The organism is Pararobbsia silviterrae (assembly GCF_003628125.1).
Lineage (GTDB): Bacteria > Pseudomonadota > Gammaproteobacteria > Burkholderiales > Burkholderiaceae > Pararobbsia > Pararobbsia silviterrae.
The window spans coordinates 332,222-346,214 of sequence record NZ_RBZU01000003.1 but is presented as its reverse complement, the minus strand read 5'-3'; the positions used below and the strand labels follow the sequence as shown (position 1 = coordinate 346,214).

Below are 13,993 nucleotides of genomic sequence, written 5' to 3'. Positions count from 1 at the left end.
GAATGCGCTAGATCCCGCATAGCACGGGTTATCCCGGAAAACTGGATGCGCAGGCCCGCTTGACGGTTGCGTGACTAACGTCGAAATTTTGCGCTGTTTGGTCGATTGTTGCTCCATGTTCCACACGCCATCGCTTTATCGCGGAATAATCGGTCGAGCGCGGTCGGCCCTTGTACTTCCCGTTAGCCTTCGCGAGGGCGACACCTCGGCGCTGCATTTCTGCACGATTCTTATAGTCGGCTTCGCCTTGCGCCGCCATGAAGGCGAGCACGGCGTCCCGCGTCGCTTTTTCTATGGGATCTGCTGCTTGACCGTCGAACACCATGCCGTTCAGCGTGCATTCGACACGAACGCCAAGCTCCATCAATCGACGCATGGTCCTATGAAGTTCGTCGTATCGTCGACTGATGCGATCGAGCCAACGAACGATCAGGATGCCGCCGTGTCGCAAATCATGCTCCACCTTAAGCCACTGTTCTCGTGCCGACGGAGCAACGTGATAGCCACTTACGCCTTCGTCGATGAACACATCCTGTTCGTGGATACCGTGTGCTTTGGCGTCTGAATACTGACTGATCGCCGATTGCCCGTCCGTAGTGGAAATCCGACCGTAGTACAGTCTGCGCATGGTTTTTGGCTCATTTGAGTGTATGGATCAATATTATCGTACGGCTCGTAACCCTTCAATGTTATTGAGCCATTGTTTCGCTTCCTTAAAGCTGGTCCGTTTAGGCATACCCCATTGAGCCGATGAGCAACGCGCAGATCGGGAGAAAATCGGTGCTGGGAAGTTCAACGTAGCTCGACGATGAGCAATGATGCGTCACCGGCGAGTATGGCTATGGTCCGCGAGCTGGGTCACTCGTTCGAGAGCCCAGCGTTCGTGGTTCGCGGGTGGGTAGACGTAGCGGCGGTTAACGACCGAGGCTGTGTGAAAACGCGGGTCGGACCGTCTATTCGGAAAACTCGAACGTTCAGATCGCGTATTGGCGTGCCGGCAACTCGCGAAGGGTAAGGCGACACTCGCAAACCGGCTAGTTTCACGTTTTCACACATCCTCGACCCTGAGCGGTCATTCTGCGGCGGCCGACGTCAGCGACCGCTCTCGGGGTGAAACGGTCCTTCTGACGACCTTCACGATCAGTCGGCTAATATAAAAATCAGTCGCGAGCGAGGCCTTGCCGGCCAAACGCAACGCGCGGTCCGCCTGCGACGCAAGCTAAAAGACCGGACGAACAGCAAGGTGCCAATACCGGCCACCACCAGCCTTTCTTGTCACTCTCGGTTGCTATCGGTTTGGTCCTGCGCAAATCGCGACTTTCCAGCCGCCTCAAAATCGTTGAACTTGGCAGAGACCGGCACGTTCGCCTTGGCGACATCTAATTGTCGCTTCCAGCCGATCGATCAGCCGCGCGTCGCAGCCCGTCCGCCCCTAATTGCACTTCAAGCCCTACGGCGTCGAGAGCGCTGGCGGAACTTGACTGGCCCCCGCGAACCGGCAAATAAACCGGCATCCCATCCGGTCCTACCGAGTAGGAAATGTGCAATATGTTACTGATTTATTGATATAAAAGTCATTGCAGATCCGGCATATGATCCGGTACACTGCCCTCATGGATACGACAAGCATGGGGCCGATGGTTCCTGAGGAGGCAGTCCGACTCCTTGATGATGACATCTTGGTGCTTATGGAAGAGGCGAGCGGACTGGCGGCCCGAATTCATCCCATCTTGCGAGACTCGATCGGCGATCTCGTCCGCTCGATGAACTGCTATTACTCGAATCTGATCGAGGGGCACGATACTCATCCGCACGACATCGACCGGGCACTTGCCAACGATTTTTCGAACGAACCCAAAAAGCGTGACCTGCAGCAGGAAGCAGTCGCGCACATCCACGTTCAGCGATTAATCGATACTGGGCGTGATCCCGATGCCTGGCCGGCTTCCGCGGCTTACGCATCGTGGCTGCATGAAGAGTTTTGTTCGCGGCTGCCGCCCGAGATGCTGTTCGTTGACGACAAGAAGACGGGGGCGCGGCTCGAGATCGTTCCCGGCGAATGGCGCAAGCGAGACGTGCAGGTCGGTCGACACATTCCGCCACCGCATGAGGACTTGCCCCGCTTTATGTCGAGTTTTGATAAGGCCTATGGATCGCCGCGGCTCACCAGGACCCGGCAAATTCAGACTGTCGGTGCTGTCCACCATCGCCTGCTTTGGATCCACCCCTTCCTCGACGGCAATGGCCGTGTAGCTCGGCTGATGTCACATGCCTTGTTCAAGCGGCTCGGGGTCGGAACCAGTCTTTGGTCAGTGGCGCGGGGCTTAGCTCGCAATGAGGACCGCTACAAGACGTTGCTCGCGCAGGCAGATGGGCCGCGTGAAGGTGATCTCGACGGGCGTGGCAACCTTACTCAGCGCGGGCTGGTCGCGTTCTGCAAATTCTTCCTCGAACGCTCAGTTGATCAGATCCGTTTCATGAGTGAGCTGCTCGAACCCGCGACGCTGCTGATGCGCATTGAAATCCACGTCGAGGAGGAGGTGAGGGCGAAGCGGTTGCTCCGTGGCAGCTTTGCCGTACTGCGCGAAGCCGTGATGAGTGGCGAGGTCGAGCGCTCAAAGATTCCCGCGCTCACCGGCTACGAGGAGCGCGGCGCGCGCAATGTCACGGCGGGGCTGGTCGACCGGGGAATGCTGACCGCAGCGACCCATCGTGCGCCCCTGCGTCTGGCTTTTCCGGTCGAAGTGGCCGAGCGCTGGTTCCCCAACCTCTACCCTGCCAACGCCGGATCGCGGACATGACGGAGCAAATCGTCGAGCTCATTCGGCGGTTTTCGCCGATGTCGCCTCACTCGAAGAAGTGGGATTTTCTCATGCCAGGTCCGGGTAAGCCTCAGCTGTGGCATGAAATCGAGGACGAGTTTCGCGTCTTGATAATTGCCGATCCAGGCGCCGGCAAAACATTCGAAGCCCAGACGCGTGCGCGTCGGATCAGGAAGCGTGGCCGTCACGCCTTCTTCATCCGGATCGAGAAGATCGACGCGACGTTCGACCAGTCGTTCGAGGTTGGCACGGCGGACGAGTTTGCCGCCTGGCTGGCCTCAACTGACGAGGCTTGGTTCTTTCTCGACTCGGTCGACGAAGCCCAATTGGAGACACCACGCGCGCTTGAGGATGCGGTTCGCATCTTCGGCGCTAAAATATACGCCGCGCTGGATCGCGCGCGCATCTTTATCACCAGTCGCGAGGATGCTTGGCGAGCGCTACCCGACCAGACACTGATCGAACAGCATCTGCCCTATGGCGAGCCAGCGCCCGCTGAAGAGGATGACGACACGAGTCGTGAGAGCGACCCTACGCTCAAGCTGTATCGGCTTGCTGTGCTTTCGGAGGACCAGATCGCGCTGTTCGCCGGCCATTCTGGCGTGGACGACGTCACCGACTTCGTCGACGCGGTGAAGCGTGCCAATCTGCTGAGCCTCGCCGAGCGTCCCTTCGACCTGAAGGCATTGATTAGTGTCTGGATAGCGGATCATCGCCTCGGGAGCCGCTTCGAAGTGCTGCAGCGGATGATCGCCCTGCAGATCGAACCGCGGTCGGCCGCATTTGCCCCGGTCCGCGTCAATGCTGCCAAAATGCGGGATGGCGCCCGCATTTTGGCGGGCGCGGTGACGATGACTGGCAAGACCGTCATTGGCCTTCCCGCAGGTGTTCAATCTGCCGATCGCATCGACCCGCGCACCTTACTGACGGGCTGGGCCGACGCCGAGATCGAGGCTCTCCTCCGCACTGGCCTGTTCGATGACATTGTTTATACCAGCGTGCGATTTCGCCACCGCGAGATCCGCGAGCTGCTGAGCGCGGAATGGGCGAACGATCTGCTGAATCAACCAGGCGCCCGCGCGCGCGTAGAGGACCTCTTCTTTCGCCAGAGCTATGGCGAGCAAATCATCGTGCCGCGGACGCGCCCGATCTTGGCCTGGTTGATCCTGTTTGATGAAGCGGTGCGCGACAAAGCCCTCGCCCTGGCGCCGGAGATTGCGAGCGAAGGTGGCGATCCGTCGCGCCTGCCGCTAACGATTCGTCAAACCATGCTTCGCAATATCGTCAACCGGATTGCCGTCGGAAGGGAAAGATGAGTCTCATGCAAAATAGTGCGATCGAACGCATCGCCGCTCCCGACCTAGCTCCCGACGCGTTGGCGCTGCTGAACGAGCATCAAGACAATGATGATGTCGTCTTCTTTCTGGGTCGGCTTGTCTGGCAGGGTGAGATGTCGAGCTGTGCGCCGACGCTGTTCGACGTCGCGGCCGACACTTCGCGCGGCAAATATGCGCGAATCGCCGCGATCCGGGGCGTCATGGCAGTAGGGGACGAAGCGCTGAAGGATAAGCTATGGAAGACCATGGCCGAAGATCCTGGCGCCCTAGACCACGCGGTTTTCGCGGAGCTGATCGATTGGGCGGCACCGACCACGGCCAGCGTGGCTCTGGTGGTGCGAATGCTCGCCCACGCAGCGCCGCACGAACGCTTTAACGATAGAGGTCTGAGCTCTTCGCTTCACCAGTTCGTCGATGAGTTGCCGGTAATGGCAGACGCGGCCGAAGATCATCCACTCGGCTGCCTGGTTGAGGGGCTGAATGGTTTCCTCGATCGCGAGCCCTTTGTGAGGCTTGGCGAATGTCATGTCTCGGAAGAGTTCGCGTGGCTGATGCCGATCGCCCTCCACGCCGTCGATCGCTTGGTCGCGGCACGATCGGCGCAGGCGCTGACGCCCGCAGCGATTGCGGTGCTGCGTAATTTGCCGGCCCTGCGGTTTCAGCGGGGCGCCGATGTCGACGACTATAAGAGCGCGCTGAACAAGAACGTCCCGCGCTGGGCGGAGCTCAACGATCGCCTCTATTGGAATTCGATCGCAGTATGCCGCGCGCATAGGGCCGCCAAAGGCGAGAAGCTGACCGACGACTGGCCAGTGGCCTATCTCGGCAACTTCTGGCGGTTTGGTGCAGAGGATTTCGAGCGCTGCCTCGAATGGGTCACCTCCAAGGAGGGGGACGATCGAGCCGTGGCGCTGTCGCGCTGTCTTCGAATCTATGTGGACGCGGATCGACCGTCGGCCTGGCTCGCGCAGTTGCACGCAGTGGTCGCTGACGACACTGTGCTCGCCGCGACGCTGGACGCGCACCTTGATCCGAAGCCATCGCCCGCGATGGTCAGGATGGACAGGGAAACCCGGCGGTGGAAGCGCGAAAGCGACGCGCGCGAACGTAAGCAGAAGAAGGATCGTGGCGATTGGGTCCGCGCTCTCATAGCTAACCCCGATCGGGTTTTGCATCCCGCAGGCTTTCAGCCAGGCGAGTTCACTAGCGATCACTATCATCTGCTTGAGAGTGTCGTGAATGGCGGAGTGACCACCAGCCGTGAGGACGGGGCGAAGTGGAGGACATTGATCGCCGAGTTTGGAGAGCCGGTCGCTCGCGCCTTTCGCGATGCGGCGATCGCGCACTGGCGGGCCTATCGGCCGACCTTGCGATCGGAGGGCGGTGAGACCGGCTCGACGCCCTATTCGCTGATCTTTGCGATGACTGGTCTCGCAATCGAGGCAGCAGAGGACAGCGCCTTTGCGCAGCGGCTGACCGAAGAGGAAGCGCAACATGCTTTTCGCTATGTCACTTGGGAGCTGAACGGCTTTCCAACGTGGTTCGAGACGCTTTATCGCGCCTTCCCGAAGGCCGGCTTTGAAGCCGTGGCAACCGAGCTTGTCTGGGAGCTCGAACATAGCGTCGGCGAGCAGCCACTCCACTATATCGTCCACGACATTCTCTATCACGCGCCATGGCTGCACAGCGACGTCGCGCCGTTGGTCCAGGCTTGGCTAAGCACGCATGATGTGCTCAATGACGATGCGCTGCGCTATTGTTTAAACATCTTGACGGGGAGCGGTGCGGCCCCCGGCGTTCTCGCAGCGCTTGCGGCAAGGAAGGCCACTGATACTGTGCTGGAGGGTCAGCGGCCGCGTTGGTTCGCGCTCTGGGTCGATACCGATTCAGCGGCGGCGATCTCTGCTCTGGAACGTCATCTCGAAGTACTCTCGCAGGCCGATGCTTCAAGCTTTGCTGAGTTGTTCATCGTCGCTTTGGTCGGCGATCGGCACGGCACGGGCACGCGCGTTGGCGCATATCGGAACGCTGGCGATCTAAAGCGGCTCTATTTGCTGATGCACCGCTTCGTCCGGGCTGACGAGGATTTCGATCGCACTAACAAGGGTGTCTATTCGCCGACGCTTCGTGACAATGCGCAAGACGGTCGCAACGCCTTGTTCAATATGCTGGTCGATGTGCCCGGACGTGAGGCCTACGCTGCGATTAAGGCGCTTGAAAAGGAGCACCCCGAGCCCGAATATGGTCGATGGATGGCGGTGCGGGCGAGTGAGCGTGCAACGCAGGATGCCGACGAGCCGCTTTGGACCGTCGAGCAGGTCCGTGACTTTTCGAAAAGAGGCGATGGCTGATGGCTGGTGCGATCGCGTGAAGGCGTCTTCTTGGCATGACCTTATGCCGCCTTCCTCTACCTTCGTCGAACGACGGGAGTCACCGGTTCAGCGGCATGACCAGAATACATGAGAGTGTAGTCATCGACCGTTGTGTAGCTGTTCGGAAAATTTCTGCTGACACGCGACGCCATCCAGCGGTTTCGCGCGCAACTGATTTTCGATCAGCCGCGGAGTGAACTTTTCGGCCAACAGAATAAGCGCGAGCATGAGTGCGATTTGCTTTCTGAGAAGAAAGGTCACCCAGGACTTGCTCGTCAGTTCGCGGGCGAGGCCGCCGATGTCGATGGTTTCCTAGCAAAGGGCACGGTTCCAGTCATCTGCCGACATGCGATCTGACCGATGAACTTTCACCGAGTTTGCCCGCTCCACTGACTGCTCTCGATGATCTACCGACGCTGCACAGTCCAAGTGCGGCACTGAGTGAATGTCCCTTCCTGGCCGAGAGCGGCACATCGCTACTATCCTTTCTAGACCCAAATAGAGACCTACCGTAACAGGCCTACGTTCCTCGTCGCAAGACCGCCCTTGTTTGCACTGTCGCTGCTCAATTAAATTCATGGCGGCGAGTTCGAGATACGCAAGATCCGGGAGTGGATTCAATTGACGCCGATCAGTTCGGCTTTTCGTCGCCCGTTAGGTTACGTCGTAGCGGCGATTCTCAATTGTAGGTTTCATAACTGCGTGGGGGGAAAGTTACTTTGACTCGGTGCCCTGCAAACCGCTGTCAGATATAGGCATTGAAACTGGTCGGCGCGCCAATCGGCATTTTGATTCTCAAGTGCCTCAAAACCTGAAACACTTGCGGGCGTCAAGCCTAGGGTGGCCACCCGAACGCCGGATACCCTCGCCGGCCGGCTTGACCTTTTCGAGGGGCGCGTGAGGGGCGAAGATGGGGAAAGAGACTTCCAAACTAAGTAAAACGTTTGTTGTCCGACGGCGTGGGACTGCGCTTAGTTCAGCCGGAATCTCGGCTCCAGGGCGGGCATATCAACAAAAAATGCTTCGGCTTCACGCCGAAACCAAGGCCGCATATGAAGCAATTTCGGCCGACCGCCTGGAACGTGAGCACTTCAGAATCGAGCGTCTCGATACGGAAAAGTGCCACAGGATATTTGAATATGTCGCCCGAGTACCATTTTCCATTGCACGTGCCTCGGTGGAAATTTCTCGTCTGCCTGGTGGCAAGTACGAGCGCGCACATCATTTGTTTGCGTGGCGATGGCGGGCTAATTCCGAGGGCATCGCTCGCGCGCGCAGGGGCGAGTCATTGTTTTCGGCGCAAGGCGATGTTGCGAAGTTTCTTAAGAAAGTCGACGCGATGGGCAGCGACATTGAGGCGTGTGTTGAGTTCGCAGTCAACAGCATCATTAGTCCGCAAGAATCTGTTATGCGAATCGCCGCGATGCTATATCAATCCTTGCGAGAAGGGTACGGACCGGGAGGTGGCGACCTTTCGCGTGCTTTTGCGCACGCTCACCTCCCGACCGAGAACACTGGCTCGCACCGTGACGCGAGAAACAACGGATACGAAGAGCACGCGCGACTTAAGTCTGGCAGGGGGGAGGCAGGGCGAGAGGAGTACTCTCAGATGGCTGGCGAACGACGTGCGCTCGCGATAGATATCGCCGCGAAACTGAGGGTGAAACAGACGACGCCCGATGATGCAGAGAGTAAGTCGAAGGTGCTTCGAGCGGTTCATGTCGCGTGCGGGTGGACGCTCGACTACGCGCGCGCTCAGATAAAAAAATGCGAACAAGAGATCCAAGTGCGAATTGGCGAGATTCGAAACGGCGAGATTCTAAAATCCCCGTGATTCCATTTTAAAATCCGACTGACACGTCTTGATACTTGACCTCACGGGGCGCGGCGTTGCGCCCGATGAACGTGAGGTTATATGGAAAACAACACCCAAGACCCAGCTGTCGAGATCGCGGCTGCTGTTGAGCAGAACCGTATCGTCCGCCTTAGCGACGTGATCCGTCTCACCGGCCGCAGTCGCGCGAGCATATACCGCGATGTGGCCGAAGGGCGCATGCCTCGTCAGATTCCTATTGGTCCGAGAGCTGTGGGGTGGCGATTTCGGGACATTGCGGCGCATCTCGTAAAGCTCGGGGAGAACACCTGATGCGGGCCGTCAATGTCACGGGCACCGTTCAGGTGTCGAACCCGCTTTTCGCCGCAGTTGACTTGGCAGACGCGGGCGCTGCGGAGGCTGAGCGCAATCGTCTTCCGGCCTTGGCGCTCACGAATGACATCATGGGCGACGAGTACGCCGTCGAAAACAACCCCGATGCATTCGCGGTTGTGTATGGCCAAATTCTTTCATTCATGCCCTTGCTCAATGCGATGTCCAGTTCGACGATCGATGTGCAATCGCGTCAGACAGGTGTGCTTGAGTTTATTTGGGCCTATGCGTGCGACGCTTATAACCATGCGTGTGATACGTTGGGTGACGATGCGGATCGACGCGTCCCGTTGGCGTACGCGCACGTGATTGCGGGCTATTTCCGAGCGTGGGGCGAGCAGATGCGGATTGAGATGTTGCTCACGGGAAGGAGTTCGCAATAGTGCTCGTCCAAAGTGACTTTGAACTCATTTCCATGGCATTCGCTGAGGCTTCCCCAGGGCGGGTTGCGCGACAGGCAAAGCAGCATTACGATGCAGGTGCCGTTGAAACAACAGCGGCCGGGTTTGGCGACCTGACTATCACTGGCGGACAACCGCCCTTGCGCGGTTTTTTTTCGTCCGCACGCCTTCGCGCGCCTTCACGATCAATGGGCGGGCCTAGGTGGGGAGACCTTAGGGTCTGCCGGTTTCCAGTGGTGCCGGTTCGCCAACCCCGCCTAGTGCCTGCCCACCCCATTTGGCGATGGGATGCAGGTGTAGCCACACCACTGGAGGCCGCATCATGCGCCAGCTCACACATGCCCATTTCGGGCAGCATTCCAATCTCGTTCAATCGATCATCCGTGACGCGCTTCGTGAAGCCGCAATGGCTGACACGTACCAGGACGCGCTCGACGCGACTGGCGACGCGCTTGCTGCTATCGCCCACCTCGTGCAGGCCGAGGTGCGTCATGACTAATTTCTCAGTGCTTCCGCAGTCCCCAAAAATCAGCGCGCGCGACACAGAGCTGTTCGAGCTGATCGAGGCGACGGACATGATGTTCATCCAGCTCCGGTCGCTCGCAATCGGCGTTCAGTTGCTTTTGCATTCAGGGAGAGTTCGCGACGCGCTTGCGATCGTATCCATCGCGACCGATCGTATGGATGAAGGCAGCGTGTTCCTCAACGATGCGCGCACGCTGATGGCGGGAGGTTGCCATGCATAACGCGACTGCAGTCATTGAGGGTTTCGACAACGCTCCTCCGCTCGACACAGGCGCACCGATCGAGCTGCAATTCGCGGTGAACCTCGGTGTCGTGTGCGCTGACGCGTGGCTCGAACTTAAAGGCTCTGTGCGCTTGCATGACTACGCTGCGCATCAAACCGATGCCTTCTCACGCGGTCTGTCGAGTGCGATGCGTGACGCCGGTGAATTCGACTCGCGTCAATTGGCGGTAAGTCGAGCAGCTTTCGCATCCGGCATGATGGGGCGAGTGCAACAGTATTTGCTCGCTGCCCTTGGCCTTGTTACGCGCGACGAGCGCGTAACGCACTGAGGCGACGCACATGACAAAGACACAAAGATTTGTGCCCCTGACGAGTGCGAGTGGCGAAAAGGTGCTTTGGATCGACGCATCGCTTGGCGCGACGGCACTGAGGGATGAAGCGGATAGCCGTATGTGTGCAGTGCGCGGCCTAACCAATGTGCTTTCCACAGTCGAAACACCGCTTATGGGATCGAACGATCTGTCCGTTATATGCAGCGTGTTGCACACGTTGGCATCCGACGCGATGCAGCTCTACGACGCGGCATTCGACGTGTGCCACGCGCGCACTCCGCATTCCTAAGCGGCACCGATAGTCCGATAGACACACCGCCGCGAGGCGGCCCGCGTTCCGATTGGCAGCCTGCGCGCACGGCGCGTCTATTGGCGGAGGCACGTTCGTTGCCTTTGCACGACCCGGAAATCTATGAGCGATACAACCCTATCTGAATTCGAGCGCGCCCGTGTCGCGCTCGGCTATATCCCGCCTGACGATCGCGAAACGTGGCGCAAGGCCGGGATGGCGTTGAAGGCGGAATTCGGCGAAGAAGGCTTCGCCCTCTGGAGCGATTGGAGCGAACAAGCGACGAGTTACAACGCGCGCGACGCGCGTGACGCGTGGAAATCGTTCAAGGGCGGCGCGATCCGTATCAACACGCTTTTTCACCTCGCGAAGGCGAACGGCTTTGATCCGCGAGTACACAAGGCGACACCCATCGACGAGGCCGAGCGTGCACGGCGCGATGTTGAGCGTGCTGACCGCGATGCGCGCGAGCGCGAACGCGAGGTGGCACGGCACGCGACAGCAGCGGTCGAGGCGCAACGCATCTGGGATGCGGCGTGGCCTGCGCCGATCGTTCATCCGTACTTCGCACGAAAGAACATCCGCCCGGACGCGTTGCGCCTCTATCGCGGCGATCTGCGCATCGGCACGGCCGCGTGCGATGGTGCGCTCGTCGTGCCGTTGCGTGATCCGGCCGGCAAGCTTTGGACGCTCCAGTTCATCCTTGAGGATGGGCAAAAGCGATTTCTGTCCAACGGGCGCAAGTCCGGTTGCTATTGCTTTATCGGCGATCAGCTCGGTGCGTCGTCCATGGTTGTGTTGATCGCCGAGGGTTATGCGACCGCTGCGACGCTCGCGCAAGTGACGGGGCACGCCGTGGCCGTGGCCTTCGACAAAGGCAATCTACTGGCCGTCGCGACCGCGCTGCGCAAGCTGCATCCGCACGCGCGCATCGTCTTGTGTGCCGATGACGATTACAGAACGAATGGCAATCCGGGTGTCACAAAAGCGCGTGCGGCGGCCGACGCTGTGGGCGGCTTTGTGGCGGTTCCGGAATTCGGTGATAAGCGGCCTGCCAACGCAACCGACTTCAACGACATGGTCGCGCTTCGCGGTGCGGAATCCGTGGCGGCGTGCGTGAGCGGTGCAGGCCCTGCAAGCGTCTCAGACACATCGGTGAGTGTCAAGGTGGCTTCGCCATCTCCGAAGGCCGCTAAGCGGTCTAAAACGACGCAGGCGGGTGACGGCCGTTCGCGGTTTCGCGTCAACGATCGCGGCGTGTGGTACGAAGGCTATGACCGTGAGGGCAATGCGTTGCCGCCGCAATGGATCTGCGATCCGTTGGAGATCGCGGCGGAGTCCCGCAATGAATCCGGCATGGAGTGGGGCGTCCTACTCGAATTCTCGGATCGCGACGGCAACCCGAAGCGCTGGGCGATGCCGCGCCGTATGCTGGCCGGCGACGGTGCGGAGTATCGCGCCATCCTTATGGATATGGGGCTGAACATCGATCCGTCATCGACGGCGAAGCAACGGCTGGCGAGCTACATCCAGACGGCAAGAAGCGATGAGCGCGCGTTCTGCACGAGCCGCGTCGGTTGGCATGGCGACGCGTTTGTGTTGCCCGATCGGACGATTGGCGGCACGGGTGACCGCACGATATTCCAGACCGAAGGCAGCATCGAAAGTCAGTTCAAGCAATGCGGTTCGCTGGATGAATGGCAGCGCGAACTGGCCGCGCTGTGCGTAGGCAATAGCCGACTCATGTTCTGCGTTTCAGCCGCCTTCGCTGGGGCGTTGCTGCGGTTTTCCGGGCAAGGTTCGGGCGGCTTCCATCTGGTGGGCAATAGTACGGTCGGCAAGACGACGGCACTGCGTGCGGCCGCATCGGTGTTCGGTGGTCGCGATTACATGCGGAGCTGGCGGGCTACCTCCAACGCGATGGAATCGACGGCGGCACAGCATAGCGATGGCCTTCTTATCCTGGACGAGATTGGCCAAGTCGAACCCAAGGAAGTGGGCGACATCGTCTATATGATCGGTAACGAGGCGGGCAAGGGACGAGCAACACGAAACGCGACCGCTAAGCCGGTGTTGACGTGGCGGTTGCTGTTCCTGTCGAGCGGCGAGAAAACGCTCTCGTCGATCATGGGTGAGGCCAACAAGACGGCGAAGGCAGGGCAGGACGTACGCCTTGCCACGGTTCCCGCCGACGCGGGATGCGGCTATGGGCTCTTCGAACAACTGCATGGGTGTGCATCTTCGAAGGAACTGGCCGATCGCGTGACGCGAGCCGCCAACCAGCATTACGGCCAAGCGGGGCTGGAGTTCATCCAGCATGTGTCCAACAACGCGGACAAGATGCGCCACGCCGTGAGCAACATGGTTGCGCCGCTTGTCGCCGAATGGGTGCCGGACGGCGCGGACGGGCAGGTCTCGCGCGTTGCGCAGCGCTTCGCGCTCGTCGGTGCGGCCGGGGAAATCGCCAGTGCGGCAGGCTGTACGGGATGGGGCGAGGGCTACGCAATCGAAGCGGCGCATGCGTGTTTCAAGGCATGGGTGCACGAGCGCGGTGGGGTAGGCAATGCTGAGGCGAGTGCGATGCTGCGGCAAGTGCGGGGCTTCCTGGAGGCGCACGGCGATGCGCGCTTTACTTGGGTGCAACGGGTTGACGATGATCGCGCGGGCAAGACGATGCACCGTGCTGGATTCAAGCGCTTCCTGTCGGGCGGAAAGCCGGTCAACTCGGATCGCGATCACATGGCCGAGTATGGCGAGAAAATCGCCGTGCCGGACGCAGAGCGTAGCGACATGGAATATCTCGTTCTAACGGAGATCTTTCGCAAGGAAATCTGTAGCGGGTACAACCCTCGCGAGGTTGCGCGCTTGCTGGTCAAAGCCGGCGCTCTGCGGCCTGAGCCCGATGGTCACACTAGCAGTAACGTGCGCATTGGTGCTCAAGGAATAATGCGCGTGTACCGGATTCAGTCGTCGATCTTTACTCTCGATATCGACTGAAAGTTCGCGCCCGTGCTGCGGTGACGGCGCGGGCGTTTCCTTTGCGCGACCATTCCGCGAACCGCGTCGTTAAAGTCACTTTGCCTGCACGTCCCAGACGGAGATTCCGCGTGCATCTGGACTTGGGCATTAATTCGACGATTGAAACAATCGGTCAGGCTGTTCCCAAACGACCAAATAAGAAATGGGAACGGCTCGAAGGCTTATGCAGTAAGGCTTCAATCCGATTTGTTCCCGAAATCGTGCGGTGTTGTTCCCAGTCCGACTGGGAACGCTGAAAGCCTTATCTGGAAAGGGTTTAAGGCCGATTGAAAGCCATGTTCCCAATGTTCCCGCAAAAAAACAGATGTGGCAAACGTGGCGAGTGCATTACGTTGGACACATGAGGCAATACGGACAAGGCTTTGCGGCGGATGATTTGCGCAACGACGCCGTGTTTCGAGCGTGCGGTCAATGGATCGCAACGCAGCCCATACGGCGCAGTCATTT

At 59.5% G+C, this 13,993-nt stretch carries 12 protein-coding genes; 10 read left to right on the top strand and 2 right to left on the bottom strand.

Annotation, left to right across the window (positions count from 1 at the left end):
- Positions 1 to 28: 28 nt before the first annotated feature.
- Positions 29 to 628, bottom strand: coding sequence for a recombinase family protein (locus D7S86_RS09690; protein WP_121085798.1), 600 nt, complete (start codon positions 626 to 628; stop codon positions 29 to 31).
- Between the two features lie 1,000 nt (positions 629 to 1,628).
- On the opposite strand from D7S86_RS09690, the gene D7S86_RS09685 reads away from it, so the two are divergent.
- Genes D7S86_RS09685 through D7S86_RS09675 form a run of 3 tightly spaced genes read left to right on the top strand, consistent with a single transcriptional unit; the run spans position 1,629 to position 6,510 of the window.
- On the top strand, positions 1,629 to 2,801 hold the full coding sequence (locus tag D7S86_RS09685) for a Fic family protein (protein WP_240648062.1): 1,173 nt from the start codon (positions 1,629 to 1,631) through the stop codon (positions 2,799 to 2,801).
- Positions 2,798 to 4,138, top strand: coding sequence for an NACHT domain-containing protein (locus tag D7S86_RS09680; protein WP_121085796.1), 1,341 nt, complete (start codon positions 2,798 to 2,800; stop codon positions 4,136 to 4,138). Before D7S86_RS09685 ends, D7S86_RS09680 begins: the two co-directional genes overlap by 4 nt.
- Entirely contained in the window at positions 4,135 to 6,510 is a 2,376-nt protein-coding gene (locus tag D7S86_RS09675; RefSeq protein WP_121085794.1) for a hypothetical protein, read from the top strand. Before D7S86_RS09680 ends, D7S86_RS09675 begins: the two co-directional genes overlap by 4 nt.
- A 120-nt stretch (positions 6,511 to 6,630) precedes the next feature.
- Here the strand turns inward: D7S86_RS09675 and D7S86_RS29940 are convergent, their stop codons facing one another.
- Positions 6,631 to 6,792 (bottom strand): hypothetical protein, encoded by a 162-nt coding sequence (locus D7S86_RS29940; RefSeq protein WP_205962780.1) that lies wholly within the window; start codon positions 6,790 to 6,792, stop codon positions 6,631 to 6,633.
- A 757-nt stretch (positions 6,793 to 7,549) separates the two neighbouring features.
- On the opposite strand from D7S86_RS29940, the gene D7S86_RS09670 reads away from it, so the two are divergent.
- The 7 genes from D7S86_RS09670 (at position 7,550) to D7S86_RS09640 (ending at position 13,504) form a co-directional block, all read left to right on the top strand.
- Positions 7,550 to 8,365, top strand: a complete 816-nt coding sequence (locus tag D7S86_RS09670) for a hypothetical protein (protein ID WP_121085792.1) — start codon at positions 7,550 to 7,552, stop codon at positions 8,363 to 8,365.
- Positions 8,366 to 8,446: 81 nt separating this feature from the next.
- The gene (locus D7S86_RS09665; RefSeq protein WP_121085790.1) at positions 8,447 to 8,677 is read left to right on the top strand and encodes a helix-turn-helix transcriptional regulator; all 231 of its coding nucleotides are present in this window, start codon (positions 8,447 to 8,449) and stop codon (positions 8,675 to 8,677) included.
- Positions 8,677 to 9,120 (top strand): hypothetical protein, encoded by a 444-nt coding sequence (locus tag D7S86_RS09660; protein WP_121085789.1) that lies wholly within the window; start codon positions 8,677 to 8,679, stop codon positions 9,118 to 9,120. Before D7S86_RS09665 ends, D7S86_RS09660 begins: the two co-directional genes overlap by 1 nt.
- Before the next feature lie 340 nt (positions 9,121 to 9,460).
- A complete protein-coding gene (locus D7S86_RS29775; protein WP_166444111.1) occupies positions 9,461 to 9,637 on the top strand; it encodes a hypothetical protein in 177 nt (58 codons plus the stop codon).
- A gap of 7 nt (positions 9,638 to 9,644) precedes the next feature.
- Positions 9,645 to 9,884 carry a hypothetical protein gene (locus tag D7S86_RS09650; RefSeq protein ID WP_147432282.1) on the top strand — a complete coding sequence of 80 codons (240 nt, stop codon included), beginning with the start codon at positions 9,645 to 9,647 and terminating at the stop codon, positions 9,882 to 9,884.
- Complete coding sequence (locus D7S86_RS09645; protein ID WP_121085783.1) at positions 9,877 to 10,215, top strand: hypothetical protein; 339 nt, start codon at positions 9,877 to 9,879, stop codon at positions 10,213 to 10,215. Before D7S86_RS09650 ends, D7S86_RS09645 begins: the two co-directional genes overlap by 8 nt.
- Positions 10,216 to 10,630: 415 nt before the next feature.
- Complete coding sequence (locus D7S86_RS09640) at positions 10,631 to 13,504, top strand: DUF927 domain-containing protein (protein ID WP_121085781.1); 2,874 nt, start codon at positions 10,631 to 10,633, stop codon at positions 13,502 to 13,504.
- The last annotated feature ends 489 nt before the right edge of the window (positions 13,505 to 13,993 follow it).

Excerpts from the sequence above, each read along its gene's own strand:
- D7S86_RS09690 (WP_121085798.1), bottom strand. The coding sequence starts at position 628 with ATGCGCAGACTGTACTACGGTCGGATTTCCACTACGGACGGGCAATCG.
- D7S86_RS09685 (WP_240648062.1), top strand. The coding sequence starts at position 1,629 with ATGGGGCCGATGGTTCCTGAGGAGGCAGTCCGACTCCTTGATGATGAC.
- D7S86_RS09680 (WP_121085796.1), top strand. The coding sequence starts at position 2,798 with ATGACGGAGCAAATCGTCGAGCTCATTCGGCGGTTTTCGCCGATGTCG.
- D7S86_RS09675 (WP_121085794.1), top strand. The coding sequence starts at position 4,135 with ATGAGTCTCATGCAAAATAGTGCGATCGAACGCATCGCCGCTCCCGAC.
- D7S86_RS09670 (WP_121085792.1), top strand. The coding sequence starts at position 7,550 with ATGCTTCGGCTTCACGCCGAAACCAAGGCCGCATATGAAGCAATTTCG.
- D7S86_RS09665 (WP_121085790.1), top strand. The coding sequence starts at position 8,447 with ATGGAAAACAACACCCAAGACCCAGCTGTCGAGATCGCGGCTGCTGTT.
- D7S86_RS09660 (WP_121085789.1), top strand. The coding sequence starts at position 8,677 with ATGCGGGCCGTCAATGTCACGGGCACCGTTCAGGTGTCGAACCCGCTT.
- D7S86_RS29775 (WP_166444111.1), top strand. The coding sequence starts at position 9,461 with ATGCGCCAGCTCACACATGCCCATTTCGGGCAGCATTCCAATCTCGTT.
- D7S86_RS09645 (WP_121085783.1), top strand. The coding sequence starts at position 9,877 with ATGCATAACGCGACTGCAGTCATTGAGGGTTTCGACAACGCTCCTCCG.
- D7S86_RS09640 (WP_121085781.1), top strand. The coding sequence starts at position 10,631 with ATGAGCGATACAACCCTATCTGAATTCGAGCGCGCCCGTGTCGCGCTC.